This window comes from Congzhengia minquanensis (assembly GCF_014384785.1).
Lineage (GTDB): Bacteria > Bacillota > Clostridia > UBA1381 > UBA9506 > Congzhengia > Congzhengia minquanensis.
The window spans coordinates 209,251-234,800 of record NZ_JACRSU010000004.1 but is presented as its reverse complement, the minus strand read 5'-3'; the positions used below and the strand labels follow the sequence as shown (position 1 = coordinate 234,800).

Sequence of the window (25,550 nt, the reverse complement as noted above, 5' to 3'; positions counted from 1 at the left end):
CCTTAAAGTCCAAGCTTGAATGGATTCATAATACCATTTGGGTCAAGTTGTTTCTTAATTCCTTCAAACACCTGCATCGCAGGTCCATACTGTTCTTTCATAAGTCTGCCGAGTTTGATGCCTACACCGTGGTGGTCGTTTACAACACCACCGTTAGCAAGTGCAGTTCTTACACCGCAGTTCCAAATTGCTTGATGAAGTCTAAAAGCTTCGTGTGGGTCTTGAGGAACTTTATCGCCATCAACAATAAATCTGTCATAAATCATACAACCCCACTCATACCAGTGTGAGAAATGGGCGATAAATTTAGCTTGTGGGAAGTTTGTTTCAATTGCTTCCTTCATCGCCCAGTAAATCTTTTCTATCTTATCATAAGGTGCGATTGTATCCATTGTGCCAAAGCATTGCGGAATATCCATCATATGACCTGGGTAGAAGAATGTAATCTTTTCTTTCCACCATTTTTCACCGTACTCTGAGCCTAAATCTTCTGCTCCGTATTTTGCGAAAGTTTCAAGCAAAATCTTCATTTCAAGATCTGCCATTTCTTTAACGCCCTCAATTGCAATATTCATAAATGCACCTTTCTTTTCAACTCCGACAATTTTCTTGATTAAAGATGCAGTTTCTGCTTCGTCATAAAGACGCATAACTGATGGCTTGAACTTTTGCAATAATTCTCTTCCTGAATTAAAAGCATCTGTCATATTATGGAACAAAAATCCTCTAAACTGTCTTGATTCAGGTTGTTCATAAATTCTCATTTGAGCCTTTGTCATAACACCAAGTGTACCCTCTGAACCGATAAATATTTGGTTCAAATCAGGACCTGCTGCATGTTTTGGAGCAGGTGATGTTTCAATGATGTCACCATTTGGCAAAACAACCTCCATCTGAAGTACCATATCATCAATTTTTCCGTATTTAGTTGATGATACACCAATTCCACGATGAGCCAAAAATCCACCAACTGTTGAACATGTAAGGGAAGATGGATAATGCATTGTTGCATAGCCTTTTTCGTTTGCGGCATATTCAAGATGCTTATAGATAGCACCTGTGCCACATTCTATGTACATACCCTGTTCATTCACATCATAAATTTTATTCATTCTCTTTGTGTCTAATACAATACCACCACAAACCGGAACAGCGCCACCTTGTGTGCCACCACCAGCGCCCCATGTTGTAACAGGGATTTTATAGTAATTTGCGATTTTTAATACTGCAGAAACTTCTTTTGCATCCTTTGGCGCAACTATAAAGTCGCCTTCAGGCATTCTTAAGCCTCTATCTGCCCACATTCTTGAAAGCCAGAAATAGTCAACACTATGTGCGAGTTTATCAATTGTTCTTGTAGAACAGTTTTCTCTTCCGACTGCATCCTCAAGTTCGGTTGCAACTACATCAAATAAAAAGTCTGTCATTTTTTAATCCTTCTTTCTTTATATTATTCCTCTATCGGGTCAAAATCAAGTTCGGGAACGTATTTACAAAACTCCCTCAAAATTTCACTATAATTACCATAAGCTTCAACCATATGATGAATATATGGGCCATTTATTAGTTTTTTCTCAATTTTCGATAAGTCCTTAAATTCTGCCCACATATATGTGCCGAATGTATTAGGACCCTCTGTTGTATGATATTCGCCACCGAGCAATGTATAGCGACCATGGTCTGCCTGAAACCTTGCAATTGTATATTTGCCATCTTTCGCTCTAAAGCTGGGTTTTGTGTTAAATAATATAGCCTTTTCGTCATCTCTTTTTGTTGAGTAGGGGAATGGACCGCAATGCCATAAAAGCTCTGCGTTTTTATTCCCGGGGTGCCTTGTTGTAAATTCACCAAAGGTTGCAGCAACCTTTCCTCTTGATGCACAAGTTAAAAGTGCTGCTGTAATTGCTCCATAAATATCAGATTCACACGCAACAATATATCCCATATCATAGAGGATGCTCATAGCAAGGCAAGGATTTGCGCCCATTGCCATAGGCATTGCCGTCCAACACTCCGATGCCATTACATCGGAATCAGTTTCTTCAAAAATTTCTATATACATATTAACAAATGCAAGCATTTTTGTAAGAAGAGCATCGTCAAGCCCGTCAACATCATATTTTTCCTTCAAATCTGCAAGGGAGAACTTAAGCTTGTCTTGCTTTGTTTCCATAATTTCGTTAAAATGCTTTTCGGCAACAGCCATATTAACAGTCTGCATATTAAGACCGAACTTTTCCATCAGCTCAAGCTCGTTATACATAACGCTCTTAAATGGATTAAGTCTTGTACCAACTTGTGTAATTCTCATTTCTTTAAAGTTTTTAATCATTGTAACTACTGATAAAAATTGATGAAGTCCATCTTTAAATATATCATCTTCAACCTCACAATTTTCTATATAACTAAACGGAACACCATAACGCCTTAACTGCTTACTGATTGCAAACAAACCGCACTGACAGTCTGTGTATCTCTGTCCATCAGGCTCAAAGACCATATCTTGAGGTCCCCACAAAAGAACGGGGAGTCCCATCTTCTTCGCAATTTGGCCACAAACCTCTTCATTTCCGAAATTACAATTAATAATAAATATGGCATCCACTTTTTGTTCTCTTAAGTACTCACAAACTCTATCACAATCAAAGTTCTTATACACAACTCCCAAGTCATTGAGCCATTCCAAATCACAAAACTCGGTAATTTCATCAGAAAAATTGTTCTTGATATATTCTAAAACTTTGTTTTTATTTTCTACACCTTTTGCAGGTTCAAAAATACCTTTGCGAGTAGAAAAATCAAACAAATCACGCACATCAGGAATCAATCCGATTTTCACTTTAAAATCCAACATTTTAACACTCTCCTTTTAATTTGAAAAATATTTCCATAAACTTTTTTATGTTTTAAATAAATTCTATCATATATGAAAATAATTTTCAATAGTTTCTGAAAATATTTTTCAATATTTTTTTTCAAACGGTTTATCATTGACATTTTTTTGTTTTTTTGATATACTAAAAATGAAAATAATTTTCAAGATTCCTACAAGGAGACTATTATGGACTTTATTACGCTTGTGGAAAACGGAGTTATTTCTCTTGATGCTTGTGATTCAAAATATGTTTCGGATTTTTATGAAAATTGTACTGTTTTAGAATTACTTAAAATCTACTCTCAGCCTCATGGATTATAAACTGCATAAATACAATCACTGCATGTTAAGTAAAATATTCGAAAATATAACAATGGAACTTCAAAAAATGTGTTAAATTGCTCTTGGATATAATGCGAGGTAATTATGAATAAAACAACATTACAGATAAAAATGCTATATGATAAAATGGGTGGTGCGGAAAAGAGAGTCGCCGACTGGCTTATAAAAAATCCTGGAAAAATTATATCATTGTCTATAAGTGAATTGGCTGAAGAGTGCAAATGTGGAGAGGCTACGCTTGTACGATTTGCACGAAGACTTGGGTTTAGTGGCTATCAGGAATTGAAAATTTCATTTGCTCGAGAAGAGGGCAGTACAAAAATAGCCGACGGAATTTCAAAGGAAGACTCCTGTATCGAAATATTCGAAAAGGTTTCTAATGATATATACTGTTCTCTTGAAATGACAAAAAAAAGCCTTGATTCAGAATCTCTTGAAACTGCAGCTAAAATGATTATGAACGCAAATAAGATTGTCATATATGGTCTTGGGAATTCTTCGGCAGTGGCTTTGGATTTTCAACATAAACTTATGCGATTAGGTTATAATGCAATTGCCTTTAGTGATAATCATATGCAGTCAATCAGCGCTTCTCATCTTACGAAAAAAGATGTTGTGATTGGAATCTCCCACTCAGGTTCATCAAAAGATATTGTAGATGCATTAAAAATCGCAAAAGAAAATGGTGCTTTTTCTATTTCTATCACCAACAACGGAAAATCTCCAATAGTGAAGCAAAGCGATGTTGCGCTTTATACTGCTTCCAATGAAACGAAATACAGTATTTTAGGGCTTAATTCAAGAATAGCACAGCTTGCGATTATCAATGCAATTTATTATTACATATCTTGTCAAGATAAAAAAGCATTCAATACAATAAAAACGACAGAGGAATCCTTGCAAAACAAAAAGTTTTAACCATTTGGGATTGTCTCGTTATTTACAAAAACAGACTGTGAGAACTATGTTATACGCATTTCTCACAGTCTGCTTTCTATCTGCACCTTCCATATAAAGGCGCTTATAAATTACTTTCATTCATTATTTGAGCTGTTGTAATCATCTGTAAATACATCGGATTTAGGCCACGGAGCAGTTTCTCCGGTTGTATTCTCATATTCCTTGTACGTTGCCTTTCGACCCCTTTTTGTGTGATAATTCAAAGAGCCGTGTCCGATTGCTTCCTCATAATGTCTGCAAATAAGTAACCATATTCTTCTTCCTTGTATATACCCTGTTTAACACAGAGCAGCATAGCACCAAACAAATAAAATACATAGGACTGATTAGTGAAAGAAATATGCGCTTTTTTCCACGCCGAATATATCCTTTCATAATCAAAAAGATACGACTTTTATATTAATATCACTTTTATCCAATTTTCGCAAAGTGCCGAAAAGCCTTATTTTATGGGCGTTTTAGAAGATGGTAAATATTTAATTCGTTCGTAAAGATTTTACAGAAGGGACGACGTGAAAGTATATATTATAATAGTTCGGTGAAATTATATCCACTATGAATTTGTAAAATGATTAGATACCATTGATACAGAACTTCCGCTCCAAAAAGTCAAATGTATTTGTACACCTGACATACAAAAAGAACACTATCGCCCATATAAAAGCAATAGTGTTCTAATTTTTTTACTATATCATGGCTCGTCATTTGTCGTAATTCTGTCGTAAAACATAAAGACAAACTGCTTTAAAACCCCTGAAACACTGTGTTTAAGCCACTTTACTTATCCAAAGGCTTCATTGTCGGAAACAAAAGCACGTCACGAATGGAGTTTTCCCCGGTTAAAATCATAACCAAACGGTCAATTCCAATGCCCAAACCGCCGGTGGGCGGCATGCCATATTCCAGCGCCGTAACAAAATCGTCGTCCATCATGCTGGCCTCGTCGTCCCCCGCGTCACGCTTGGCAACCTGCGCCATAAAGCGTTCTTTCTGGTCTATGGGGTCGTTCAATTCGGAAAATGCGTTTGCACATTCCCTGCCGCAAATAAACAGCTCAAACCGTTCCGTATACCGGCTGTCCCCCGGGCATTTTTTCGCCAAGGGTGAAATTTCAACCGGGTGCCCAGTTAAAAAGGTGGGCTGAACGAGCTTGTCCTCAACAAATTCGTCGAAGAACAAATTCAAAATATCTCCCTTCAGGTGGTGAGGCTCAAACTGAATGTGGTGCTCTTTGGCAACCTTGCGGGCTTCCTCTAACGTTTCAATTTCATTAAAGTCTACGCCAGCATATTTTTTTACAGCGTCCACCATGGAAATGCGCTCAAAGGGCTTTGAAAAGTCCAGCGTCGCGCCGTCATATTCCACCACGCCGGTGCCCAAAACGGCCTGGGCCACATGGCGGTATAGGTCTTCCGTTAAATTCATAATATGCTCATAGTCGGTATAGGCCTCATAAAGCTCTAACAGCGTAAACTCGGGATTGTGCTTTGTGTCCATGCCCTCGTTGCGGAACACCCTGCCGATTTCATACACCTTTTCAAACCCGCCTACAATCAGCCGCTTTAAATGCAGCTCCAGGGCAATTCTCATGTAAAGGTCAATGTCCAGCGTGTTGTGGTGCGTGATGAACGGCCGCGCCGCTGCGCCGCCCGGAATGGTGTGCAGCACCGGCGTTTCCACTTCCATAAAACCCAAATTATCTAAGAAATTTCGAATTTCTTTAATAATCTGTGTGCGCTTTAAAAATGTCTGTCTGGACCTTTCGTTCATAATCAGGTCCACATAGCGCTGCCTGTATCTTAAATCTGTGTCTGTCATGCCATGAAATTTCTCCGGCAGGGGCAAAAGTGATTTGGAAAGCAGCGTATATTCCGAAACCCGCACCGAAACCTGGCCGGTTTTGGTTTTAAACACCTCTCCCTTTGCGCCCACAATGTCGCCGATGTCAAGCTTTTTATAGGCGGCGTAAGACGCTTCACCCAACACGTCTAACTTTACAAAAAGCTGAATTTTTCCGGAAACGTCCTGCAAATCGCAGAACATTACCTTTCCCATGCCGCGTTTTGACATAAGCCGCCCGGCAACGGACACAACTTCGCCCTCCATAGATTCGAAATTGTTTTCAATATCAGCACAATAGTGCGTTTTATCAAATTTCACCTGTTCAAAGGGATTTTTCCCCTCATTCACCAGCTCGGTCAGCTTGTCCCGCCGGATTTGCAAAAGTTCACTCAGCTCCGGCACTGAATTATTTTCCTGTGACATGGTATTCCTCCTAAAATTATGTATATATCAAATATTATACTACAGTTTTATTGTTTACACAATAATTTTTTTATTTTTCTTGAAGTTATTGACTTTTTGAAACGATTGCTATAAAATAAATGAAACTTCATTAAGCATGAAAAGGAGAGAAAAGTTATGTACAATTTCAGCAACGTGACAACCCTTTATATTTCGGCTGAAAACGGCTCAGATATTAACATGGGCTTTCTGCCGGAGGAAGACGGTTTGGGCAACGGCCCCTTACAAACCTTTAAATTTGCGCTGATGCAAATTGCAAACCTGCGCCGGGTGGGAATGTTACAACCCATCACCTTAAAAATAATGGACAGCGAGGTGTTCGTGCCCGAAACCATTGTGATCGACGAATCGGTCTGCGGACTAACCATTGAGCCTTACGACATGGAAAAACGCACCACCATCACGGGCAGCAAAAAGCTCACCGGGTTTTACGAATCGGAGTTTAACGGCCACAAGTGCTTTGCGGTGAACATTCCCGAGGTGAAAGAGGGCAAATGGTCTTTTGCCGATTTATATGTTGACGGCGAACGCGCACAGCTTCCCAGATACCCGGAAACAGGCCACATCATTCCAAAGCAAGTGGAAGTGAAAACAAAGGTTTTGCACGAAGGCTCTAAATGGTTCATTGCCAACGACGGCGATTTGGACGGCATTCAGAATGTGGAGGACTGCTATTTAAGTTTCACCCATTTCTGGGTTGACGAGCACACCCCTATTGAAAGCTTTGACAGAAAAACCAACAAGGTTACGTTAAAATACCGCTCCGGCTACCACTGCTACAGCGAATCTCCGGAAGATTCCAGCACCATGGAATATTATTTAGAAAACGTACCGGAAAAATTCTCTAAGCCCAACCAGTGGTTTTTAGATAAAAAAGAAGGCATTTTATATTACATTCCGAAAAACAACAGTCAGACCGTTGATAACATTTCCGTCTATGCACCGGTTATTTCCATGCTGGTAGACATACACGGCGACGCAGAAAACGGCAAAAAGGCAAACAATATCCGGCTTCGCAATTTAGACTTCCGCTACACCGACGGCGGCTATTACAGCGACCAGATTTTAGACACCGCCACCATGCACACCGAAAATGTTGAACCCAAAGCAACAGACGGTCAGTCTGCCAACAAAGCGCCGGGAACCATTCGCTTTATCGGCGCTCACGGCTGCTTCATGGAAAACTGCTCGGTGAAAAATTTCGGCCACTACGGCGTATCCATTGAAGACGGCTGCGACAACATTCACATTTTAGGCAACACGTTCTACGACGGCGGCGCAGGCGGCATTAAAATTAACGGCGCAGATGCGGAAGGCGAAGCATTTAACCTTACATACGGCAACGAAATTTCCGACAACGAAATTTCGTTCTGCGGCCGGAAATATTTTGCAGGCTGCGGCGTATTGCTGATGCACTCCTTTGAAAACACCGTTTCCCACAACGACATTCACGACCTGTTCTACAGCGGAATTTCTGTGGGCTGGGTTTGGGGTTACAAGCCTACGGTGTGCCGCGACAATATCATTGAAAAGAACCACATCTATAACCTGGGCGACGGTTTGCTTTCCGACATGGGCGGCATTTACCTTTTGGGCTACCAGCCGGGCACCATTGTCCGCGGAAACCTCATTCACGACGTAAACGCCCGCCACTACGGCGGCTGGGGCATTTACACCGACGAGGGCTCAAGCTACATCACCGTTGAAAACAACATTTGCTACAACTTCTCAAACAATGCTTACCACCAGCATTTCGGAAGCATGAACACCGTGAGAAATAACATTTTTGCCTTTTCCACTGACGGAATTCTCCGTGTCAGCAGACCAGAAATGCACCTTAGCATTATTTTTGAGCGCAACATTGTGGTGGCAGACAATTCGCCCATGTATGCGGTGAACTATCACGGCCAGTTTAACCATGCCATTGCCGGCTCGAAAAACGTGTTCTACGACTATGGCCGCGACAAGACCTATCTCATGGAGAGCGACACGGTTCAGGCGGAGCTGCCGGAATTTTCGGCAAAACACAACATGGATTGCGACTCGGTTGTGGCAAACCCGCTGTTTAAAGATGTAGATAACCGTGACTTTACGTTGTCACCCAATTCCCCTGCCATCAAACTGGGCTTTGTTCCTTTTAATTTAAACGATGCAGGCGTAAGAAAATAAGATACCGTGTAAAACAGCTTTATTTATAAAACAGAAAGGGGTACATGATATGTCAGACGAAATGAAAAATCAGGTTGATCCGGACCAGAAAGTCACAGACGCTGCTGTGACACCTGCGGAAAACACATCCCCTGCAGATACACAAGCAGAACAGACGCCCGTCTCCCCAGCGCCCGAAACTGCGCCACAGCCGGAGACACCTCAAGAGGCGGAATCCCTCCAAAAATTCTGCCCACAGTGCGGTGCCCCCCTTGCGCCGGACGGAACTTGCTCCACATGCACAAAGGCAGGAAAAAAATCAGGTAAAAAAACCGCGGCGATTGTAATTGCAGCGGTGGTGTGCCTGGCGGTTCTGGCAGCTGCGGGGCTGTTCGCGGCAAAAAAATATCTGGGAAAAGGCGACGAGCAAATTACCTTGTTTCGTCAGGGACTTCTTCCGGTGAAGGTAGGCGAACAGTGGGGTTACATTGACCAAAACAACAATTTTGCCATCAATCCCCAATTCGATTCTGCGTTCGGCTTTGGGGACAACGGCCTGGCATTGGCAAAAAACGGCGAAAAGTACGGTTTCATCGACAAAAAGGGTAATTTTGTTATCAATCCACAATTTGAGGATGCGAACGGCTTCGATGAACACGGATTGGCAGCAGCGAAAAGCAACGGCAAATGGGGATTGATTGACCAAAAAGGAAACTTTGTCATCAATCCACAATTCGATTCTTCGTTCTACTTTGCAGACAACGGCCTGGCAGCAGTAAAAAGCGGCGAAAAATACGGATACATCGACAAAAAGGGTAATTACGTCATTAATCCCCAATTCAGTTATGCGTCCGACTTTATGGACAGCGACCTGGCGGCAGTAAAAAGCGGCGAAAAATACGGATACATCGACAAAAAGGGCAAATTTGTCATCAATCCCCAATTCGATTATGCGTCCTACTTTGCGGACAACGGCTTGGCGGCAGTAGAAAGCGGCGAAAAATATGGATACATCGACAAAAAGGGTAATTACGTCATCAATCCCCAATTCGATTATGCGTTCTACTTTGCAGACAACGGCCTGGCGGTTGTAAAAAACGACGAAAAATACGGCTATATCGACAAAAAGGGCAATTATGTCATCAACCTGCAGTTTGATTCTGCGTCAACCTTTGATGACAGCGGTATGGCGCTGGTCAAAAACAGTGACCAATTCGGCTTTATCGACAAAAAAGGTAATTACGTCATCAATCCGCAGTTTGATGATGTGCATGAATACTCCAGTTACGACAAAGATTTAATCGCCGTGGAAACCGGAGACAAATATGGCTGCATTGACAGAAAGGGAAACCAGGTAATTTCCGGTAAGGACTACATTTACCAGATTTATCCCGACGGCATTATCTTTGCGCAAGGCAAAAAAGCAGGCGTTCTTAAAAAAGACGGCACGGTGCTTATCAATTGCAGTTACGACGGAGTCGGCTCATATGATTCGGAAAAATTCTGCACAAATGACGATTGTTACAACTACAAATCAGCCGATTCGCTCTATTGCTACACACACAAACCCAAAACCTCATCTTCATCCTCATACTCCACAATGCCCTACTGCGACTTTTATGGTTGCCTCAACCGCGTGGAATACAGCTGGAATGACTATTGCACAGAGCTCAGCTTTATGGAAGACTAAGCTCTGCCGACTAAGCTCCTCTGCAAAAGACAGCACAGAAACTGTGCTGTCTTTTTTTATGCTCAAATGCCCGTAAATTTTTCTTTACAAACTAAATTGGTTGTGATATAATAATTTGCGTTGGCCCCCATAGTTAAATGGATATAACAGCCCCCTCCTAAGGGGCAGTTATAGGTTCGATTCCTATTGGGGGTGCCACGCCGGGACGGACTTTGCTCCGTTCCGATTTTTTTATAAAAAATAAATCCCGGCAAAGCTTTTCACTTGCTGGGATTTATGCTTAGTTATTTAGCGAATAACCGAAAAATGACAGCCAGAACGGGCCGCCGCTTTAATGTAAGCTGATAATTGATCCGCCTTTACGGTGGAGCAAACAGGCTTTTTCCAGGTTTTATTCATGATGTCTTTCCCCCTTTCGTGTCATCTTTCTGAATATCTACTTAAAACGCCAATGATGGCGCTAAAGTACTTTCTGTTTAGGCCGTAAAGAATGGTTTTTCCCTCATTCCGCGTTTTTACAAGCCCAATTCTCGTCAGCATGGTAATGTGATGATAGGCCGTAGAGCCGGAGAAGCTAAAAATCTTTTCCAAATCCTTGCAGGTAACTTCCTCCCGTTCCAACAGTAACTCCAAAATTTTAACACGGCTTTCTTCACATAGCGCATTGCCGAAATCCAATAAACTTAAATCCGTCTTGTTCTTTACAAAATCTAAGATAGAAAGATAGTCGTAACCAAGAAGATAAACAACACCTTCCCGCACACCAAAAAAATTAAGGCTGAATTTATTTATGAGACAATAGGAAACATATAATGACTCTTGATTGTTTTTTTTTATAAATTTTAAATCATCTAAGCCTTTTAATTTTTTGCTTAAAATTTCAAACGTAGTCTGATTGTAAACGTCAAGAATTTTCTGATAATTCTTTTCATAATATTGAGAAAGCATAAATTCTTTTGCAATCAGCTCAAAATGCAGCGTTCGAACATATGGTTCCGGGTGAATAAAAAATTCATACAGCTTGCTTTTTACCTCAGTGGAATAGTGCGATGTTTTTATCAGCGAAAATAGTTCCAACGTAGAGTTCATGCACGCATCAATCTTCTCGTCGGAAATTTCGTAAAAATAAAATCGAATCAGAGCGCGAAGCAGCTGGTCACTGTCTGTCAGTTCTTTCTGAATCAGTTTAAAGTTATAGGTTGTCGTGAACTGTTCTTTATATGGATTAAAATATTGTGTTGCAAAAAAACAGCGTCCGTTTTCAATGGCATGAAAAAAAACATATAAATCATCCGGAATGTCAGAAAATTTTTCCAGAATGTCGTTAAAAAATTTTACATCAGCTTGTTTTCCACTGTTTTCAAGCATATTAATATAATATTGTTTATTAAATCTAAGATAAAATATAAAAAGCAGGTCATAAATATAACCCGGTTCTTTTAACAAACGAATTTGAGACATGCCATCACCTCAACCTTCTTTACTTTCATTATAACAAAAAAACAAAAAAAGTCAAGAATTATGACATCAAACAATTAAAAAAATATAAACTTTTTTATGCTTATCAATGCCCGCAAAACAGTTTTAAAGCGGGCGAAATAGATTTTCCGGGGATATGTCAAAATGGCGGAAAAGCCGAATTGCAATATCCACCGTGATGCTCTTCGGCAGACTGCCCTGCTCAATCTGTATTAATTCCGGCACAGATATTCCGCAAATGTGTGCCATCTCCTCCCTGTTAAGGCCGTTTCTCTTTCTCAATATTTTAACATTATTGCAAAAAATTGAAATTTCTTTATTTGTCATAATAAAAATCCTCCCTCCAACAAATTACATAATGTGAACTGTATTTTTTCTTTTTTGCGGCAAATATTGACAAAACCTGCTTTTTATGTTATAGTTAACGGTATAAAAACATTGAAAAGCAACGAGATGTCGATTTTTGTTTTATCTTGTTTACAGTTATATTATATTTCAATTTATTGGAGTTGTCAAGATATATATTCCAAAATATTGAATTATTATTTCATAAAATTGGAGTGTGATAATTGTGGATTTTTCACAAAATTTATGTAACATCATGAAAGTTCATGGAATTTCAAAGGCAAAATTGGCAAGGCAGTTGGGCGTTTCCCCCAGTACCATTACCAACTGGTTAGAGGGCAGATGCAAGCCGGGCATTGAAAAAATGCGGGAAATGTGCAAATTTTTTCAAGTTACGGCAGATTATTTGCTGACAGGCCGCACAGAACCTGTGGATTATTCTGCAGAAACAACACATTCGCTAACGCCGCAGAGTTTTTCTATGGCTGAAACGGGGAACGGCGCCAAACCGCAGCTTACCGCAAATGAAATTTACAGCATAAAAGAAATGGTTCAGAAATACGAGGAAGATAAAAAATAAGCATGCCCCGCGCACCTTTGCGGGGCATGCTTTTTTAAACCATACCGATAATTCACCCGTTCCCTTTATCAGCCGCAATTCTCCCATGCCTCAGCCCAGAGCAACGTCTAAAATCATCATGATTAAAAATCCCGCCATTACGCTGATGGTGCCAATGTGGGAATGTTCCCCCAAATGTGCCTCAGGAATTAATTCCTCCACAACCACATAAATCATGGCTCCTGCCGCAAAGGAAAGCACCCACGGCATAATGCCTGTAACGCTTCCGGCCACAAGCACGGTGAGCAGGCCGAAAACCGGCTCCACCACGCCCGACAGCGCACCGTAGACAAAGGATTTTCCCTTGCTCATGCCCTCCGACCGCAGCGGCAGAGAGATGGCCGCCCCCTCGGGAAAATTTTGCAGCCCCATGCCAATGGCAAGGGCTATTGCGCCGGCCAGCACGTCGTGGCCGACCTCCCTGCCAGCCACAGAAAACGCAAGGCCCACCGCCATGCCCTCGGGAATATTGTGCAGCGTCACGGCCAAAACAATCATGGTTGTGCGGCGCAGTTTTGAAGGAAGACCCTCCGGCTCTGTGCTGCCGATGTGCAAATGGGGCAAAAGCTGGTCTAGCAGCATTAAAAACGCACCGCCTAAAATAAACCCGCCGCCTACGGGAACCAGCGGGCTTTTTCCCTGGGCTTCCGCCATCTCCATGGCAGGAAGCAGTAAAGACCAGACAGACGCGGCAATCATCACCCCGGCGGCAAAACCCAAAAAAATCTTCTGCGTTTTATCCGACATATCCTTTTTAAAGAAAAACACCATGCCCGCGCCTAAAACGGTGGCAAGGCATGTAAAACCCGTTCCCAAAAGGGCAAACAACAGTTCCCTTGTAAGCAATAAAATCCCTCCATAATAAACAGCATATCCATTTCTTTCTATGATATAACGGAATTACGAAAATGTCAATTGCTTTTGCGCAAACTTAAGGGCACAAAGCTCTTTTTTATATTGCGTTTCCTTGGGATTGTTCTGTGTTTTGTTGACATGCAAAGCGTTTGTCGGATATAATATGCGTAACAAAAAAGGGAGGAATTTTATGCTTTTAAAACAATCGAAAAAAGAACGCTTGTTGTATTACGTCTTTTCCACAAGAGCTGAAATGGGGGCGAAAGCCGCAGAGGATATTGCCGAAAGAATTTTGCTCCTGTTAAAGGAAAAAAAAGAAGTTAACATGATTTTTGCAGCCGCGCCCTCACAGAACGAGGTGCTTTCCGGCCTTGCCGCAAACCGGGAGATTGCCTGGAACAGGGTGAACGCCTTTCATATGGACGAATATATCGGCCTGTCCCAAAACCACCCGCAAAGCTTTGCGAAATTTCTAAACAACGCGCTGTTTGACAAGGTAAACCTTCATTCGGCAAACCTGATTCACGGCGACGCAAAAGACCCCGCCGCAGAGTGCCGGCGCTATGAAACGCTTTTAAAAAACTATCCCGCCGACATTGTATGCCTTGGCATCGGCGAAAACGGCCACATTGCGTTTAACGACCCCTGGGTGGCAGATTTTGAAGATAGCTCCCTGGTAAAAACCGTACCCTTAGACGAAATTTGCCGCAGACAGCAGGTGCACGACGGATGTTTTGCCTCCCTCGGCCAGGTTCCGAAAACCGCCGTCACTCTAACGGTGCCGGCTTTAACTGCCGCGCCTTATTTGTTTTGCACCGTGCCCTCAAAAACCAAGCGGGCGGCGGTTAACGCGGCGGTAAACGGCGAAATTTCGGTTGACTGCCCTGCATCTGTTTTAAGGCGCTGTCAAAACGCCGTTTTATACTGTGATGGGGAAAGCGGACAGGATTTGCTTTAAATTAGGAGGGATTTAACATGTTTCAATTAGGTGTTATCACAGACGAGGTGTCGCAGGATTTTGAAATTGCCCTGCAATTTGCCGAACGGCACGGGCTTGACTGTGTTGAACTGCGGTCTGCCTGGGAAAAAGGGCCTTTTGAATTTACAGAAGACGACATTTTAAAAATAAAGGCATTAAAAGAACAATACCACATGCCTATTGCTGCTGTTTCGTCGCCCTTTTACAAATGTTTCTATTTTGACGAGCAGACAAAGGCTGCCCACCTGGCAGGATTTGCGCGAACCGTTCGGCATGCAAAGCTTCTCGGTGTTTCCTATATCCGTTGTTTTGACTTTCTGCGGGACGATCGGGTAACAAAGGAAATGGTTAAGGAAGCATTTCAAGAGCCAATTGATTTGTGTGAAAGGGAAGGGCTCATCATTTTAATCGAATCGGAACCCACCACAAATTCCTGCGACTGTGAAAAAACGGCGGCCATTGTAAATTATATAGATAGCCCGGCGGTGAAATCCTTGTATGAGCCGGGGAACGACATTTACAGCCCCACCGCCGAAATTCCATATCCCGATGGGTTTCGGTTTGTGGAAAACAGTTTTTGCCACGTTCATGTAAAAGACGCAGTGAAAACTGGCGGAAAAGCTGTCGGCGTTGCAGTGGGCGACGGATTGGTGGACTATTCTGCTATTATAAAAGAACTTCTTCAATCCAACTTTTCCGGTGCCGTAGTGCTGGAAACCCACTACCGCAAAAGCGGCGCCATATCTGACAGTGCTTTAAAGAATCCACAGGGCAGCCAGATTCCGCTTGGCGGCGAGGCCGCCAGCGGGGAATGCATTGTGAATTTAAAAAATATAATCAATCAGGCACAAAGGGAGGTCTTGTAACATGGGACGAAAACTCAGCGCCGCAATCATCGGCCAGGGCAGAAGCGGCCGCGATATTCACGGAAAATACCTGTTGACAGAAGATGCAAAAAAACTTTATAATGTAGTTGCAGTGGTCGAGCAAAACGAAGCGCGCAGAAACCGTGCAAAAGAGGAGTTCGGCTGCCCGGTATTTGAGGATTACCGTCAGCTGTTTGACTTAAATAACATCGACGTTGTCATTAACTCGACCTTTTCTTACCTGCACTTTCCCATTACCATGGATTTGCTCCGCCACAAATTGAATGTAATTGTGGAAAAACCATTTTCCAAATATGCCATGGATTGTGAACAAATGATAAAAGCGGCAAAAGAAAACGGCGTTTTTCTTACGGTGTTTCAGCAGTCGCGGTTCGCACCCTATTATGAAAGGGTGAAAGAAATTATTTCAGGCGGCAAGCTTGGCACCATTCACGAAATTGCAATCTCCTTTTCCGGTTTTTCCCGCCGGTGGGATTGGCAGTGTTCCCAGCGTTTCTACGGCGGCGCACTGCTCAACACCGGGCCGCACCCCATGGACCAGGCGCTGGATTTGCTGGACACCGACGAGATGCCCGCTGTGTTCTCCTGCCTGAAAAACATAAACTCTGCCGGCGACGCGGAGGATTATGCAAAGGTAATTCTTACCTGCCCCGGCAGGCCGCTTATTGAGGTGGAAATAAACCCGGCAGACGCCTATTCCGATTTTACATATAAAGTTTGCGGCAGCCGCGGAAGCCTGCGGGCAACGCAGAAAAACATAAAGTGGAAATATTTTGACCCCGCGCCCCTTCCGCCTTTAACCTTAACCTCGCTCACGGGATGCGACGGCATATCTCCTGCATATTGCAGCGAATCTCTTACCTGGCACGAATTTGAAGAAGAGGTCGGCTGTACTGCTTTCGATTTTGGCACCGCTAAATTTTATGAAAACGTCCACAGCCATTTCACTTTGGGTACGCCCCTGGCCATTCGCCCGGAAAAAATTCTTCAGCAAATCCGCATAGCAGAGCTGATTCACGCACAAAACCCGGCGGAAACCCGCTTTTAAACGGAGGAACAAAACATGACGAAGGTTGCGATTTTAGGAAGCGAAAACAGCCACGCCTGGCACTTTGCCGCGGCGCTGTCCGGCAAAGACGGAAGCAGGCTGTATCAAGACATAGAGCTTATCGGCGTTTACGGCGACATTTCCCGGGAGGATGGGCGGAAGGGAAATGAAGAAATTGCAAAGGTAAGCAGCTGCCCGCATTTTGCAGGCCATTACGACGATTTTCTCAGCGAAGCCGACGCCGTTATGGTGACGGCCCGCCACGGAGATAACCATTTAAAATATGCATATAAATACATAGAAAAGGGAATTCCGGTGTGGATTGACAAGCCCATTACGGCAAACGAAGCCGACGCGGCGGCCCTTGCTGCCCTGGCAAAAAAACACCGCGCACCCATTTGCGGCGGTTCCTCTTTGGTGCACACCGACGAAATCAAACGGCTCAGTGCATATGTAAAAGAAAACCGGGCCGACGTTTTGGGCGGCCACGTCACCGCACCGGTAAATTTAGAAAACGATTACGGCGGGTTCTGGTTCTATTCCCAGCATCTAGTGCAAATGATTACGGCGGTGTTCGGCATTGACGTAAAAAGCGTCACGGCTAAAAGGGAAAACAACTCCGTCCGCGCCGTTTACCGCTATGAAGACTTTTGCGTCACCGCCTTTTTCGGCACAGGCTACACGGCAAGCGTCTATAAGAGCGGTTATGACGCAGTAAGCTGTAACATTCATCTGGGCGACGACTATTTTCTCCCTGAACTGAATGATTTTTATCAAATGATTCAAACAGGGCGCGGAATTGCCGATTTTCGTGAATTTATTGCCCCGGTAATCTTAATTGGGGCAACCAAACGGGCGTTTGAAGAAAACAGGGAAACAGCAGTCACCATTCCCGAAGTGTAAGGGGCAGAGCGGTCATGATAGCGATTAAAAACGGAACTGTGGTAACCGGCGGCGAATCCGTCCGCGCCAATATTTATTTTGAGGGCGGCAAGATTTGCGCCGTCACGCCAAAAGACCTTCCGGCAGAAAAAACGGTTGACGCGGAAAACCTGTTTGTCGCGCCCGGATTTATCGACATTCACACCCACGGCGCAGGCGGCAGCGACTTTTTAGACGGCACGGCAAACGCCTTCCTCACCGCCGCCAGGGTACATGCAGAGCACGGCGCAACCAGCATTGTGCCGACGCTGACCTCTGTCAGCACTGAAAAAATAGAAGCGGCAATGGCGGTGTTTGACGAGGCAAAAATCCAAAACCAAAACGGGGCCAATCTTTTGGGACTGCACTTAGAAGGGCCTCATTTTGCAGCGTCGCAGAAAGGCGCTCAGGAGGAACGGTTTATAAAACCCTTTGACAAAAACGAGTATGAAGCAATTTTAACCGGCTCTGACGGACGCATTTTAAGGTGGAGCGCCGCGCCTGAGCTGCCCGGTGCCAAAGCCTTTGCCGCCCGGCTAAAGGACTTTAACATTCTTCCCTGCACCGGGCACAGCGACGCCGACTGTAATTGTGCCCTTAAAGCCTTTGGCTGGGGGTTTCGCCACGTGACCCACCTGTATTCCTGCATGAGCAGCGTTCACAGAACAAACGGCTACCGTCACGGCGGCATTGTGGAAGCGGCATTCTTAAACGATTTTATGACGGTTGAACTCATAGCAGACGGTGCGCATCTGCCGCCGGAGCTGTTAAAGCTCGTTTATAAAATTAAGGGCCCTGAAAAAATTGCACTGATTACCGATTCCATGCGCGGCGCAGGTATGCCGGAGGGCAAAAGTGTTTTGGGCTGCATTACCGACGGTCTGCCTGTAATTGTGGAAGACGGCGTGGCAAAACTGCCTGACAGAACCGCCTTTGCGGGAAGCGTGGCCACCTGCGACAGGCTGGTGAAAACAATGGTGCAGCTCGCTGAAATTCCGCTTTCTAAAGCTGTTCAAATGGCATCTCAAACGCCGGCGGACATTTTAAGCCTTGCAGGAAAGGGACAGATAAAAGAAGGGTTCGACGCAGACATTGTCATTTTTGACAAAGACATTCACATAATGAAAACCATAGTCGGCGGGAAAGTGGTGTATGGATAATGGAGGAAAAAATTTCGCTTTACAGGGACGCGCCCTCGCCTGTAATTGTGTATCACAATAAAAACGAACGTCCCCATGTGGACGTTCCGCATCTGCACAGCCAATATGAAATTTATTATAACATCGACGGCGCAAAGGGATTTTTTGCAGACAAGCGGTTTTACGACTGCACGGGCTTCGACCTGTTTGCCATTCCCCAGGCATGCGTTCACAAGGTAATTGTCAGCCGCGGCGCGGTTTATGAACGGTGTATTATCAATATCGACACAAAAATTATCGACGCAATTAACGCCGCACCCCACATGAACCGGCCATTGAGCTGGCTTGCGGGCTCGCCTTTTCCCAAAAAGGCAAACCTGAACGAACAGGAACACGAAGAATTTATGAACCTGATCAAACAATATCACCTGCAGGAGTCCCATGAATTAAAGCGGTATGCCGCCTTAATTGGAATTTTGGCCTTTATCGGCGGATTTTTCCTTCCCGGCCGGATGGCTTCTCCCGCGGGCAGCCCTCCCGACTCCATTGCGGAGAAGGCACTGGTGTTAATTGAAGACCAGTTTCAAGACATAAAAATTTCTGAAATTGCAGAAACGCTGTTTGTGAACGAAAGCTATTTCAGCAAGCTGTTTAAAGAGGAGTTTGGCCTCACACCGGAAAACTATTTGATTGTGAGAAAAATTGCAGAAGCAAAAAAATATTTGTATATGGGCGCTTCGGTGAAAGAAGCCTGTTTTCTTTCCGGCTTTCACAACTACTCCAATTTCATCAGAACGTTTAAAAACTTTGAAGGATATTCTCCCGGAAACTTAGAGAAATTAACAGACCCGCTGTAACCAAACAGCGGGTCTGCTCTTTATTTTTGAAAGAAAGAAATAATGTTTTCCGCCGCCGCAACGTCCATTTTGACAAAAATTTCTTCTGTGAACGTTCCCACATGCGGCGTTAAAATTACGTTTTCCATGCCGCGAAAGCTGCTGTTTGTCTCCGGTTCTTTTTCAAAAACGTCAATTGCCGCGCCCGAAAGTTTGTTTTCACATAAAGCGCGCTTTAAATCGGCGCAATTTACCACGCCGCCCCGGGCCGCGTTAATCAAATAGGCGCTTTGCTTCATTTTGCACAGCTTGCCATAATCCATATAATTTGCGGTATTCTCAGTCAGCGGCAGGTGCAGCGTCACGAAATCGGACTCTTCTAACAGCTCGCAGACCGGTTTTTGCTGTGCGCCAAACTCCGCTTCCGCCCGCTCATTGCGCACCGTATCCGTGTATAAAATATGCATGCCGAAGCTGTGGGCGCGCCTTGCAACTTCATATGCGATTTTGCCCATACCAACAATTCCTAAGGTTTTTCCGTTCACGCTGTGGCATTGACACCGCTCCCAGCGCCCTGCGTGCATGCTTTGGTTTAAAACGCTTATCCTGCGTGAAAATTCTAAGATATACGCCATAACCAGCTCCGCCACCGGCGGCTCCACCACGCCCAGCGTTCGGGCCACCGCAATGTTCTTTTTTTCTGCATAGGCCACGTCCACACTGTCTGTGCCCACGCCCCGCCGGGAGATAATTTTTAAGTTCGGCGCGCTGTCAATGACCTCTCTCGTGATTTTTTCCAAATCGCAGATCAGCGCGTCTGCGTGTTTTGCATAAGGAATGATCTCTTCCGGCGTTAAAAACTTGTGCCCATAGGGGTTGTCTGTCACCGAAAATCCGTTTGCAAGCAACAGCTGTTTTGCCTCGCCGGAAAACTTTCCGAAATATTCGCTGGTAATTAACACGTTATACATCCATGTAACCGCCTTTCATTGCCGAAACCGCATTCTTTTTATAAATCCCTAAAATGCCGCTCTCCTTTGGCGGCGCATAAGAAAACCCTTTCCTCCGGCTTTCAAAATCCACGCCGATTGCTTCAATCCGTCGGTTGGGAACGTCAATAGAAATCATGTCGCCGTCTTTTATCAGCGCAAGGTTGCCGCCCTGGGCGGCCTCCGGCGAAATGTGCCCGATACACGGGCCGCGGCTTGCGCCGGAAAACCGGCCGTCTGTAATAATCGCCGTGGTGGAAACAAGGGTTTCGTCTGCACACAGCGCCTCGGTGGTGTAAAACATTTCCGGCATGCCGCTTCCCTTCGGCCCGGCGTAGCGAATGACAATGCAGTCACCGGGATTAATTTTCTTTTCGATAATGGCGTTTCTTGCTGAAAGCTCGCCGTCAAACACCCTGGCGGGGCCGCAGAACACCTGCATCTCTTTCGGCAGAGCCGTATATTTCAGCACCGCCCCGTCTTCCGCCAAATTTCCGTAAAGCACGGCAATTGCCCCGGTGTCGGAAAGTTTTTTGATAACGTCCTCCCGCTTTAATCCGTAGTTGGCAAGATACCCCTCCCAGCGGACAAGCTCGCCCTCAATCTCCGCCAGGTTTTCGCCCAGCGTTTTGCCCGTTACCGTTAATGCGTCAAGCTCCAGCAAATCCTTCACCGCAAGCATTACCCGCGGCACACCGCCGGCATACCAGAACATTTCGGTGCTAAACTCGCCAACCGGACGGGTGTTCACCAAAAACGGCGTTTTTCGGTGCAGCTCGTCAAACAGACGCATGTCCAAATCAATTCCCAATTCATGGGCAATGGCAGGCAAATGCAGAAGCGCGTTTGTGCTGCCGCCGATGGCGCCGTGAATGACGATGGCGTTTTTCATTGCCCTTTCGGTTAAAATGTCCCGTGCGCGTATGTTTTGTTCCACCAAACGCACACAGGCGCGTCCCGCTGCTTTTGCGGCGTTTTGAATAAACTTAAGTCCAACAGGCATCAGTGCGGAATGGGGCAGCGCAAGCCCCAGCGCCTCGCTTAAAACCTGCATGGTGGCCGCGGTGCCCATAAACTGGCACGCCCCGCAGGAGGGGCAGGCATCTTGCTGGCACTTGTGAAACGCCTCTTTCGTCATGTCGCCCTGGCGGCATTTCACGCTGACATTTCCAATTTGTTCCAACGTAAAACCGCCTGCCGCCGCCGGCATAACGCCGCCGGGAACGAACACCGAAGGCAGATTCAGCCGCGCAATGGCCATTAAGTGTGCAGGCACGCTTTTGTCGCAGCTGGAAATGGCCACCAGCCCGTCAAAATCGTTGGCCTTTGCATGAATTTCCACCATGCCGGCAATGATGTCTCTTGAAACCAAAGAATAGTTCATGCCGTCGTGACCCTGAGCAATGCCGTCGCACATGTCGGTCACCGTGAAGACCGACGGCTTTGCCCCGCTGTATTTCACACCGTCTGCCGCCATTTGCACCAGCCGGTCTAAATGTGCGCTTCCGGGATGGCTGTCTCCGAAGGTGGAATCGATTAAAATTTGTTTTCGTAAAATATCTGTTTCGTCCCAGTCCATACCCTGGCGCAATGCGTCAATTTCCGGCGCGTTCTGTTTTAAGTCGCTCATAAAAAAACCTCAATTCCTAAATTTTTGCTTTCTGCGTGGAACTCCGCACCACAAGCCGCGGCTGAAAGTCCACCGTCACGGGATATTTGTTCCGCTTGTTAATTTTATCGTCAATCAAGTCAATGGCCTGGCGCGTCCGCTGGGCCGTCAGATGGTCTACCGAAGTCAGAGCCGGAGAAACAAACTCCGAAACCGGCAGATTGTCAAATCCCGCGCAGGAAACGTCTTCCGGCACCTTAAGCCCAAGCTCCTGCAAAGCTTTTAAAATGCCGATTGCCGTCATGTCGTTGATGCCAACCACCGCCGTAGGCCTGCCACCGCCTATTTCAAACAGTTCTTTCGTTTTTTGATATCCCAACTCAATTTCATAGTTTGCGTGCTCCATCTCCTGTTCTGTGTCGCCGGAAATAACAATCAGTTCCGCACGGCCGCTCAACACGCGCTTCATTCCGTCAATCCTCCGTTTGCGCGACAGGGTAATAGAATGTTTCGGTGCAGTGATAACCGCAATTTTTTTGTGTCCGAAATGAAGCAGATGCTCTGCCAAAAGCTCCCCCGCCAATCCGCTGTTTAAGCTGACGCAGTCGGCCGCGGTGCCCGGCTCTGTTTCGCCCACAATGGCCACCGGCAAACCCAGCCGCCGGGCAGTTTCCATCTCTCCTGCGGCGGGCGTAAACCCATAGAGAATACCCGCCACTTTCAGGCTGATTAAAAGCTTAAAATACCGTGCTTCTTTCGTTTCGCTGCGGTTGGTATTAATCACAATTAAGCCATAGCCCTTGGCGGCGGCAATCTCGTCAACTTCCTTTGCCAGCGCCGGATAATATAAGTTCGACATATTGGGCACTAAGAGCGCCAATACGCTGTCTGACACTTTATGATAGTTTTTCAGCTTGCCCCTGGGAACAAACCCAAGTTCACTGGCAGCCTCAAACACTTTTTGTTTTGTGCTTTCTGAAATGCGCATATCGGCTCCGCTGAAAACAAACGAAACCGTGGACTGCGACACACCCGCAAGTTTTGCAACATCCTGCATCGTAGCTTTTTTCATTTTCCACACCCCTTGGGTGTAATTATATGCGTTATTAGCAATATTGTCAATTACCTTTCCTCATAATTCCTGTAAAACCGCCGCTAATATTCATTAAAATATTAGTAATAAATTCAGGCCAAAGTCATTGACAAGCCGGTGCTTTTCCGTTATAATTCCAACCAAGACGGAAAATGAAAGGACAGGTATGAATGAGAAAGGATTTATTGGCGTTAACCCCCCTTTACGGGAGCTGGATTCAAACGGGCAGTCCGGCGGCGGCTGAAATTCTTGCAAACGCAGGCTTTCGGTGGCTGGCGGTGGACATGGAGCACACAGAAACCTCTTTAAAGGAGTTCACCAACATCGCCAGGTCTATGGAAAAATACGGCGTTTTTCCAATGGTTCGGGCAAGCGAAAATAATACGGTCGAAATCCGAAAATATTTAGACTGCGGAGCAAAAGGCATTATTGTTCCCATGGTAAATTCCGCAGAGGAAGCAAAAAAAGCCGTTGCCGCGTGCAAATATCCGCCGGAGGGCGTCCGCGGATTTGCCTTTGTTCGGGCGAACGACTGGGGCGACAGCTTTGATGACTATGTGAAACGTGCAAACTGCGAAACCGTGGTGATTGTGATGGTTGAAACAAAAGCCGCAGTGGAAAACATAGATGAAATTTTGACGGTAGACGGCGTAGACGGTGTGTTTATTGGTCCTTACGACCTATCCGGCTCTTACGGAATTCCCGGTCAGACCGGCCACAAAACGGTGAAAGACGCCATGCAGAAAGTGCTCGCCGCTTGCAAGCGCCATAAAAAAGCCGCAGGGCAGCACATTGTAACGCCCACGCAGGAAAACGTTTCCGAGGCGATATCTTCGGGATTTACGTTTCTGGCGCTGGGAATGGACACGGTTTTTGTTTCGGAAGGTGCAAAAGCCGCGCTGAACATGGCAGAACAAAAACAATAAGGAGTGAATAAAACGATGGACGATTTTAAAAACATTAAAAATGGTTTGATTTTGCCCTCCATTGGATATGCCGACCAGCCCAAGCTAATCGAGGCGGACAATGGCACATGGGTTTACACCATCACCACCGGTGAAGGCGCAGAAGGCACGAAGAATACATTTGTGGGCATTGCGCTCAGCCGCGACTTAGGAAAAACCTGGTCTGAGCTTAAAAGAATTGACGATTCCCCTTTCGAGAGCTCCTACTCCAGCCTGTTTAAAACAGACTTCGGCAGAATTTATTGCTTTTATGACTTCAACACAGACGGACTGAACACAGATGATGAAATTGAAGAAGCCGACGGCACAGTTTCCCGCGCACAGCGGTTCGATATGGGCTTTGGCATTTTTTGTTTTAAATACAGCGACGACAACGGTCAAACCTGGAGCAAAAAACGATTCGAAATTCCCATGCGCGACTTTGACATTGACTTTGCAAATCCCATCAAAGTGCGGGGCAAAACAAGGCGTTGCTTTTGGAACGTGAGCAATCCTTTTGCATTGGGCGGCGCATTTTATCATCCCATGAACAAAATTATGTATCAAAACGGCGATGTTCTCTATCGAACAGAGGGCGTATTGTTAAAAAGCGACAATTTGCTGACGGAAAAAGACCCGGAAAAAATTCGGTGGGAAACATTGCCGGAGGGAACCAAGGGCATTCAAAGCCCCGCCGGCACAAGAATTTCCGAAGAACACTGTTATGTTCCCCTGTCTGACGGCACCATTTACGACGTGTTCCGCACCATAGACGGAATGCCTGGTTACACGAGAAGCCAAAATGGAGGACGCACCTTTGATGCGCCGCGCTATCAATGCTTTGCCGACGGCACCGAGATGAAGCACCCCAGAGCGGCAAATTTTGTTTGGAAGTGTAAAAACGGAAAATATCTTTACTGGTTCCACAACACCAACGGAGAGGAATGGGGCGGCCGAAACCCCGCATGGCTCTGCGGGGGCGTGGAGTGCGATTCGGAAAATGGTAAAACCATCAAATGGTCGAAGCCCGAAATTGTTTTGTTCAGCGAAGATAAAAAAGAGGGCATGAGTTATCCCGACTTGTTTGAATGCGGCGGAAACTATTATTTGGCCGAAACCCAAAAAACCGTTACCCGTTTGCATAAAATTCCGAAAGAATTTTTGTCAGGGCTTTGGTCGGAAGTAGACGACTAAAATTGGTGCTAATATTAGCAACTTCTATCCACCGTACAAATAAATTTTTATATAAACAAAAACAGCAGGCAAAATGCCTGCTGTTTTATCTCGCACGAAAACTGCCTTTTTCTATCTGCCGTGCTAAATTTTTGCTTTTATTGAACACAAAACACGAGATGCCGCAGCAAAATAAATTGCTGCGGCATCTCAACACACACAAGATACACACATAAAGCATATCCATGTTTTAATTTTAGCATAGGACATGCTAAAAATCAATATACAGCTTGCACAATTAATAAGATTATTTAA

General features: G+C 45.0%; 22 protein-coding genes and 1 tRNA gene. 14 read left to right on the top strand and 9 right to left on the bottom strand.

Going from position 1 to position 25,550, the window contains the following annotated elements:
* Positions 1 to 2 precede the first annotated feature (2 nt).
* Together H8698_RS11325 and H8698_RS11320 are read right to left on the bottom strand one after the other, a co-directional pair.
* Positions 3 to 1,427: an FAD-binding oxidoreductase gene (locus tag H8698_RS11325; RefSeq protein WP_249313588.1), complete on the bottom strand. Its 1,425-nt coding sequence runs from the start codon at positions 1,425 to 1,427 to the stop codon at positions 3 to 5.
* Positions 1,428 to 1,450: 23 nt separating this feature from the next.
* Entirely contained in the window at positions 1,451 to 2,854 is a 1,404-nt protein-coding gene (locus H8698_RS11320; RefSeq protein WP_249313587.1) for an L-fucose/L-arabinose isomerase family protein, read from the bottom strand.
* Between the two features lie 207 nt (positions 2,855 to 3,061).
* On the opposite strand from H8698_RS11320, the gene H8698_RS13335 reads away from it, so the two are divergent.
* On the top strand, positions 3,062 to 3,196 hold the full coding sequence (locus H8698_RS13335) for a hypothetical protein (RefSeq protein WP_283245461.1): 135 nt from the start codon (positions 3,062 to 3,064) through the stop codon (positions 3,194 to 3,196).
* Positions 3,197 to 3,301: 105 nt separating this feature from the next.
* Positions 3,302 to 4,135 carry a MurR/RpiR family transcriptional regulator gene (locus tag H8698_RS11315; RefSeq protein WP_249313586.1) on the top strand — a complete coding sequence of 278 codons (834 nt, stop codon included), beginning with the start codon at positions 3,302 to 3,304 and terminating at the stop codon, positions 4,133 to 4,135.
* Between the two features lie 819 nt (positions 4,136 to 4,954).
* Here H8698_RS11315 and lysS read toward each other — a convergent pair.
* On the bottom strand, positions 4,955 to 6,442 hold the full coding sequence (lysS, locus tag H8698_RS11310; RefSeq protein ID WP_249313585.1) for a lysine--tRNA ligase: 1,488 nt from the start codon (positions 6,440 to 6,442) through the stop codon (positions 4,955 to 4,957).
* A 156-nt stretch (positions 6,443 to 6,598) separates the two neighbouring features.
* Between lysS and H8698_RS11305 the strand changes: the two genes are divergently transcribed.
* The 3 genes from H8698_RS11305 (at position 6,599) to H8698_RS11295 (ending at position 10,517) form a co-directional block, all read left to right on the top strand.
* Positions 6,599 to 8,650 carry a right-handed parallel beta-helix repeat-containing protein gene (locus tag H8698_RS11305; protein WP_249313584.1) on the top strand — a complete coding sequence of 684 codons (2,052 nt, stop codon included), beginning with the start codon at positions 6,599 to 6,601 and terminating at the stop codon, positions 8,648 to 8,650.
* A 49-nt stretch (positions 8,651 to 8,699) separates the two neighbouring features.
* Complete coding sequence (locus H8698_RS11300) at positions 8,700 to 10,319, top strand: WG repeat-containing protein (protein ID WP_249313583.1); 1,620 nt, start codon at positions 8,700 to 8,702, stop codon at positions 10,317 to 10,319.
* 123 nt (positions 10,320 to 10,442) lie between these two features.
* Positions 10,443 to 10,517: transfer RNA gene (locus tag H8698_RS11295), tRNA-Arg, on the top strand.
* A gap of 222 nt (positions 10,518 to 10,739) precedes the next feature.
* Here H8698_RS11295 and H8698_RS11290 read toward each other — a convergent pair.
* A complete protein-coding gene (locus tag H8698_RS11290) occupies positions 10,740 to 11,780 on the bottom strand; it encodes an ArsR/SmtB family transcription factor (RefSeq protein ID WP_249313582.1) in 1,041 nt (346 codons plus the stop codon).
* A gap of 123 nt (positions 11,781 to 11,903) precedes the next feature.
* Positions 11,904 to 12,125 (bottom strand): helix-turn-helix transcriptional regulator, encoded by a 222-nt coding sequence (locus tag H8698_RS11285; RefSeq protein ID WP_249313581.1) that lies wholly within the window; start codon positions 12,123 to 12,125, stop codon positions 11,904 to 11,906.
* 244 nt (positions 12,126 to 12,369) lie between these two features.
* On the opposite strand from H8698_RS11285, the gene H8698_RS11280 reads away from it, so the two are divergent.
* Positions 12,370 to 12,723, top strand: coding sequence for a helix-turn-helix domain-containing protein (locus H8698_RS11280; RefSeq protein ID WP_249313580.1), 354 nt, complete (start codon positions 12,370 to 12,372; stop codon positions 12,721 to 12,723).
* Positions 12,724 to 12,813: 90 nt separating this feature from the next.
* Here the strand turns inward: H8698_RS11280 and H8698_RS11275 are convergent, their stop codons facing one another.
* Entirely contained in the window at positions 12,814 to 13,608 is a 795-nt protein-coding gene (locus tag H8698_RS11275) for a ZIP family metal transporter (RefSeq protein WP_283245460.1), read from the bottom strand.
* Positions 13,609 to 13,807: 199 nt separating this feature from the next.
* Between H8698_RS11275 and H8698_RS11270 the strand changes: the two genes are divergently transcribed.
* Genes H8698_RS11270 through H8698_RS11245 form a run of 6 tightly spaced genes read left to right on the top strand, consistent with a single transcriptional unit; the run spans position 13,808 to position 19,448 of the window.
* The gene (locus tag H8698_RS11270; protein WP_249313579.1) at positions 13,808 to 14,575 is read left to right on the top strand and encodes a glucosamine-6-phosphate deaminase; all 768 of its coding nucleotides are present in this window, start codon (positions 13,808 to 13,810) and stop codon (positions 14,573 to 14,575) included.
* Between the two features lie 17 nt (positions 14,576 to 14,592).
* Positions 14,593 to 15,462 carry a sugar phosphate isomerase/epimerase family protein gene (locus H8698_RS11265; protein WP_249313578.1) on the top strand — a complete coding sequence of 290 codons (870 nt, stop codon included), beginning with the start codon at positions 14,593 to 14,595 and terminating at the stop codon, positions 15,460 to 15,462.
* A gap of 1 nt (position 15,463) precedes the next feature.
* Entirely contained in the window at positions 15,464 to 16,531 is a 1,068-nt protein-coding gene (locus H8698_RS11260; protein WP_249313577.1) for a Gfo/Idh/MocA family protein, read from the top strand.
* Positions 16,532 to 16,546: 15 nt separating this feature from the next.
* Positions 16,547 to 17,434 carry a Gfo/Idh/MocA family oxidoreductase gene (locus H8698_RS11255; RefSeq protein WP_249313576.1) on the top strand — a complete coding sequence of 296 codons (888 nt, stop codon included), beginning with the start codon at positions 16,547 to 16,549 and terminating at the stop codon, positions 17,432 to 17,434.
* Positions 17,435 to 17,448: 14 nt separating this feature from the next.
* On the top strand, positions 17,449 to 18,612 hold the full coding sequence (gene nagA / locus H8698_RS11250) for an N-acetylglucosamine-6-phosphate deacetylase (protein ID WP_249313575.1): 1,164 nt from the start codon (positions 17,449 to 17,451) through the stop codon (positions 18,610 to 18,612).
* Positions 18,612 to 19,448 (top strand): AraC family transcriptional regulator, encoded by an 837-nt coding sequence (locus H8698_RS11245; RefSeq protein WP_249313574.1) that lies wholly within the window; start codon positions 18,612 to 18,614, stop codon positions 19,446 to 19,448. Before nagA ends, H8698_RS11245 begins: the two co-directional genes overlap by 1 nt.
* A gap of 20 nt (positions 19,449 to 19,468) precedes the next feature.
* Here the strand turns inward: H8698_RS11245 and H8698_RS11240 are convergent, their stop codons facing one another.
* From H8698_RS11240 to H8698_RS11230, 3 genes are read right to left on the bottom strand one after another with little or no spacing between them, the layout of a single operon-like run.
* Positions 19,469 to 20,398 (bottom strand): phosphoglycerate dehydrogenase, encoded by a 930-nt coding sequence (locus H8698_RS11240; protein WP_249313573.1) that lies wholly within the window; start codon positions 20,396 to 20,398, stop codon positions 19,469 to 19,471.
* On the bottom strand, positions 20,391 to 22,046 hold the full coding sequence (gene ilvD, locus H8698_RS11235; protein ID WP_249313572.1) for a dihydroxy-acid dehydratase: 1,656 nt from the start codon (positions 22,044 to 22,046) through the stop codon (positions 20,391 to 20,393). Before ilvD ends, H8698_RS11240 begins: the two co-directional genes overlap by 8 nt.
* A 16-nt stretch (positions 22,047 to 22,062) precedes the next feature.
* Complete coding sequence (locus H8698_RS11230; protein WP_249313571.1) at positions 22,063 to 23,097, bottom strand: LacI family DNA-binding transcriptional regulator; 1,035 nt, start codon at positions 23,095 to 23,097, stop codon at positions 22,063 to 22,065.
* A gap of 191 nt (positions 23,098 to 23,288) precedes the next feature.
* Here H8698_RS11230 and H8698_RS11225 point away from each other — a divergent pair, with 191 nt between their 5' ends.
* Both H8698_RS11225 and H8698_RS11220 read left to right on the top strand, forming a co-directional pair.
* The gene (locus H8698_RS11225; protein ID WP_249313570.1) at positions 23,289 to 24,044 is read left to right on the top strand and encodes an HpcH/HpaI aldolase family protein; all 756 of its coding nucleotides are present in this window, start codon (positions 23,289 to 23,291) and stop codon (positions 24,042 to 24,044) included.
* Positions 24,045 to 24,059: 15 nt separating this feature from the next.
* On the top strand, positions 24,060 to 25,256 hold the full coding sequence (locus tag H8698_RS11220; protein ID WP_249313569.1) for a sialidase family protein: 1,197 nt from the start codon (positions 24,060 to 24,062) through the stop codon (positions 25,254 to 25,256).
* The last annotated feature ends 294 nt before the right edge of the window (positions 25,257 to 25,550 follow it).